Genomic DNA, 4,376 nt, shown 5'->3' with positions numbered 1-4,376 from the left:
CGAGCAACCGTATACACACACGCCGCTGCCACGGCTTTCGGGGTCGCTCCTGAGTGCGCCCATTCCTCGCTGGTGTCGATAGCGAGGGTTCGAGCCTGTCGTCGAATGCTATCTGTCACGTCCAACGCGTTGGCAACGCGTGGGACGAACGCTGCTGGCGTAATTGGTTGGGTGGGGAGTCCCAACTCTGTATTCAGCGCCTTGTATGCGGAGATTATCTGTGATTGGGGGACTCGCGCTACGGGCGCGAACTCATCGAGCGTTCGTGAAAGCCCCGTACACCGACAGACGGCGTAGACACTCGCTGCGGCGACTGCCTCGTGTGCCCGCCCCGGAAAGAGTCCCGCGTCCTGTGCTGAGCGCACGTACTGACACGCCTGATCACGCCGCCTCACTCTTCATCTTTAACTAAACACGACCAGATATCCGGCTCTGAGGCGCGTCTGGTACTCTGAAAAATCATAAAAAACTTACAAAATGACAGCGGAGGTATCAGTGTGCCCTCCACCCGGACTATCGCACTATACGGGCTTCTCATCGTCGGTGTTCTCTGTAGCTTAGTGTTCCCGGCTATGGCTGGGGCACAGCTCACCTATACAGCAACACCAGTAGAACCGGGAGATGACCCCGCCCGTATAGTCAACGTGAGTACGAACGTTTCGAATCTCGATACTCGTCTCGCGGACCTCAATCAACAGACGACTCGACCAATCGTTCAGGCGTCCCAAACCGGCTCGTTTGAGGGGAACGTGACTCCACAGCTCGCTAGCGTCCTCGAGGCCCTGCCGAGCCAAGTTGTCCAGTACACCATCTACAATGGATCGTACTACCAGTGGAACACCACCGTCAACGATGGTGGCACATCAGCTCGCATACGAATGGATCCCATCAACGCGACGTCTGTGCTGGATGCTGTTGCAAAGCCGTACGACACAGCACCCACTGACGTTCAGACTGCGATTGAGACGGGCTCGGTGGAAAGCGGGTCTATCAATGCAGGAGTGTATCAACGAGGGAGCTCATATTACACGGTAGCAGCGGAAGATGAGTCAGCGCTGACAGCGCGCGTACTCGGAGCTGGAGTGGGATATGTTCTTACTCCTGTTGGACGGGGTTTCATCGCTGTCGCAGTTGGGATCCTCTACTACCGATATCAGAGTCCCTCTGATAATCGTGTCCTCACGGTCCCTCGTGCGGTAGCGGTCGCTGCACTTTCGATCCCTATCACTGTGGTGTTGACCGCGCTTGAACAGAGCCCATCGCTTACTCGATTCATCACCGATCCGGCAAGTGCGTTTGTTGTCTCGGCGAGTGTCATCGCAGGCGTTCTGATTCACCAGCGTCGGTGGGCGGCGCTCATCGGTACTACAGTCGGTGTTGCTGTGCTCGTGCTCGGAGCAAATGTACTGGCGAATGGCCTTGCAGGAATTATCTTTGGGCTCGGCTTCCTCGTTCTCGGATTTATTGCTGGTGGCATCTCGCTTGTCTACGGTGTCGTCTTTGGTCAAGAGGATTCAGACCCGGAACTGACGAATACCTCAGGAGCTCAGATAACCGAGTAGGTCGATAGTAACTCGGATTTCGTTATCCTGTCTGAGATAGAGCATGTAAACTACCCCTGCCTACTCGGCCTTCGGCTTACGTTGCTCCTTGAGGAAGGGGGCTTACCGCCTGCAATTAGCTAACTCCGGCAGCGAGACTACCAACCATTCCCGTAACAACTGAACCAGCCAAATTGTTGTTAAAGAGAACAGTATTGACGGCAGTTGAGACGACTACCCAAACAATGACATTCGTCATATCACAGTACAGACCGTAAGCGTGGGGCTCACACACCTTGACAAATAAAAATAATTATGTGGAATGTTATATGCACTCATGGTCGGACTCATCGGTACCAGAAACGGCCTGTATAGAGTGGATTCTCTCCCCTTCGACGACAGCGAGCGCGTTATCGACTGCGGCCGGGTGAGCAAAATCAGCCGTCACGACGAGGAGGAGACGTTTGCTGCGACCGATGAAGGACTGTACCGCTCTACCGACGACGGGCGGACGTGGAACCCGGTAGAGCTCCCCGAAGAAAACGTTTGGGAGGTGTTTGTCGCTTCCGACGGGCGAATTTACGCTGGGACGGACCCCGCTCGACTGTTCTGTTCGGCCGACAACGGTGACACGTGGACCGAACTCGGCTCGCTACGACAGCAGACGACCACCGAGCTCTGGCGGTCGGCATTCCGCGAAACCGCCCACGTTCGGACGGTCACTAGCCACCCGGAAACGCCTGACCGCATCTTCGCAGGTATCGAAGTTGGTGGTCTCTACCGAAGCGAGGATCGAGGCGAGTCGTGGTCGAAGTGCGAAATCAGGGACGAAACCGGCGTCGTTCAGGACGATATTCACGAGATTGTCACCCTCGGCCCCGAAGGATACGTCGTCGCGTGCGGGCGGCTCTCTATCTACGACCGGAACCACGCCGCTGCCGAAGGCGGACTGTACCACACTGCCGACGCAGGCGTCACGTGGACCCGTCTCGACCGCACCGTCGACCCGTCCTATTTCCGGGGCCTGATACACCACGACGGCATGCTACACGCTTGCGGTTCGACTACTGTTCCACCGGAGTGGACCGGTACGTTGGACGCCGGTGCAGCGATGTTCGCTTCGAGCGACGCCGGTGAGACGCTGGAGGAAGCACCGTACCCGGGTGGCCCGGACGAAATGATTCTAGCGTACACGTCGAGCGATGACCACGTATTCGCCGGTACAGGCGTCGGCGACTCGGGGAGAATCATCCGGCGAACGGGAGACAAAACGTGGGAGACGCAAGGTTACGTGCCGGACGACGTGTTGTCACTCAGCGTGACCTGAATAGGCAATCACGTTCGCGACCAGTCACAGGTTGCTCTCTACGTTCCGTGAACGAATTCGATGGGTGCCGAGTCGGGGCCAAACGTACTGCAGCCGGTGCCACGGTGGGGATTGGGAATTACGGCACGAGAATTGGTATGTTTTCTTACAAAAATGATATGAGTACGCTGTTCGAAATTGACAATGTAGAATAAATTCAGAATAACCGAAGTACAGACGAGACAACAGACGATGACACACAACACTCAGAGCACAGACGAAGAAGAGATCGAACAACTGTTGATGGCCTCAGCGCAGGCGTTCCGTGAGCTCGATACGACGAAATTAGCTCAGATGTATGCAGAGGACGCCGACTGGACGAACGCTTTCGGTACGACCTTACACGGCCGTGATGCGATCGTTGAGTATCACGAAGAGCTCTTCGAAGATCCTCATTTCTCTCGTGGGAAAATCCTCGGCGAACCTGACGGGTCGATTCGGTTCGTCAGCGACGACGTGGCCGTGGCCAAGACTTTTGTCGAGCGTGCGGGGCAGGAAAGCGCCGAGGGAGACGAACTACCCACCCGACGAAATCACTCGCTCAAGGTTCTGAATCGTCAAGACGAGAAGTGGGTTATCGTCTCCGAGATGTACATGGATGAGGACGCCAAACCAACACTCGACAAGTAGCGAATTTTTCTCGGCCCGGCACTGTCTAGTTACGCCAGTTTGAGGAACGAGCAGGTCGGTGAGTTAATTGGTTAGAATGCTCGCAGCCCTGCTCAGCGAGTGCGTTGCGACGGATTTAGAAGAAATATACAATTCGAACAATGCTACAATTTTCAGAGACCGCAGCAAGCGCTCGGTGGACGAACACCTGTTGAGGAGGTCACTAACTAGACAGTGCCTATTTAACAAAGTGGTTTTTAGATTGACTCTATGGGAATAAATAGAAGGCACTTTTCGTCCATTATTATTGGCATTATCCTGCCCACAGCAGGTTGTACAAGTGACCAGCATAGTTCTACTCCTGGGGAGAAAACCAAAAACTCTACAATATCAAATGCTACTACCACCGATAACAATTCAGGGAATAAGACTACCACCAGTAATAAAAACACAAGTTCATCCCCATCAAGCACTTTTGTAACGGACCCCAGCGATGTAGTGAGTGTGGACACACGAGTCGTGGAAATCGGCCGAAGTAAGAATACTTCGAGTGTGAGAAGTGCGGAAAAGTGCTTCACGCGGATTATAATGCGGCGAAGAATATCGGGTGGCGGTTTGTCCGTCGTGGGATAAAAGACTCACGACAGACGGGCAACAGTCAACTTGCCCTTAAGTCAGGGACAGTGACGCCGAATCGGGGATTCATCCCGTACTCAGCACCGAGTTAGAGGCCGAGAACACTGACAAGCCCCGAGTCACCCGACCCGGGGTTGTTGACCGTAAATCGCTCGGTGACTGCACAGCCCGTACAGACAGGGGTTACCTCAAGCTGTTCTGTTTTGATGTGTGAACCACAGTTG

5 protein-coding genes and 3 pseudogenes are annotated in these 4,376 nt (G+C 54.7%); 5 read left to right on the top strand and 3 right to left on the bottom strand.

Annotated elements, in window-relative coordinates; translation table 11 throughout:
• Positions 1-365 (bottom strand): transcription initiation factor IIB family protein (locus tag QT222_RS05665; RefSeq protein WP_491476583.1); only part of this gene is annotated, 365 nt, incomplete at its 3' end.
• Between the two features lie 132 nt (positions 366-497).
• Here QT222_RS05665 and QT222_RS05660 point away from each other — a divergent pair.
• From QT222_RS05660 to QT222_RS05645, 4 genes and pseudogenes are all read left to right on the top strand, one after another.
• On the top strand, positions 498-1,562 hold the full coding sequence (locus QT222_RS05660) for a DUF8127 domain-containing protein (RefSeq protein WP_491476582.1): 1,065 nt from the start codon (positions 498-500) through the stop codon (positions 1,560-1,562).
• Between the two features lie 355 nt (positions 1,563-1,917).
• A complete protein-coding gene (locus QT222_RS05655; RefSeq protein WP_491476581.1) occupies positions 1,918-2,868 on the top strand; it encodes a WD40/YVTN/BNR-like repeat-containing protein in 951 nt (316 codons plus the stop codon).
• 231 nt (positions 2,869-3,099) lie between these two features.
• On the top strand, positions 3,100-3,537 hold the full coding sequence (locus QT222_RS05650) for a YybH family protein (RefSeq protein WP_004060493.1): 438 nt from the start codon (positions 3,100-3,102) through the stop codon (positions 3,535-3,537).
• A gap of 126 nt (positions 3,538-3,663) precedes the next feature.
• A pseudogene (locus tag QT222_RS05645) lies at positions 3,664-3,747 on the top strand (IS6 family transposase); the annotation flags it as partial.
• A 26-nt stretch (positions 3,748-3,773) separates the two neighbouring features.
• Here the strand turns inward: QT222_RS05645 and QT222_RS05640 are convergent.
• On the bottom strand, positions 3,774-4,028 hold the full coding sequence (locus tag QT222_RS05640) for a hypothetical protein (RefSeq protein WP_491476584.1): 255 nt from the start codon (positions 4,026-4,028) through the stop codon (positions 3,774-3,776).
• Between QT222_RS05640 and QT222_RS05635 the strand changes: the two are divergent.
• Positions 3,996-4,244 (top strand): annotated as a pseudogene (locus tag QT222_RS05635) (zinc ribbon domain-containing protein); the annotation flags it as partial. The gene QT222_RS05640 and the pseudogene QT222_RS05635 sit on opposite strands and share 33 nt — an antisense overlap.
• Positions 4,245-4,297: 53 nt before the next feature.
• Here QT222_RS05635 and QT222_RS05630 read toward each other — a convergent pair.
• Positions 4,298-4,376: pseudogene (locus QT222_RS05630) on the bottom strand (restriction endonuclease); the annotation flags it as partial.

This window comes from Haloferax sp. s1 (genome assembly GCF_058382125.1).
Note: the sequence above shows the minus strand (reverse complement) of the source record. Positions and strands in the feature narration are given on the sequence as shown.

Bases quoted from the DNA above. Each gene is read 5' to 3' on its own strand.
- QT222_RS05650 (WP_004060493.1), top strand. From the start codon at position 3,100: ATGACACACAACACTCAGAGCACAGACGAAGAAGAGATCGAACAACTG.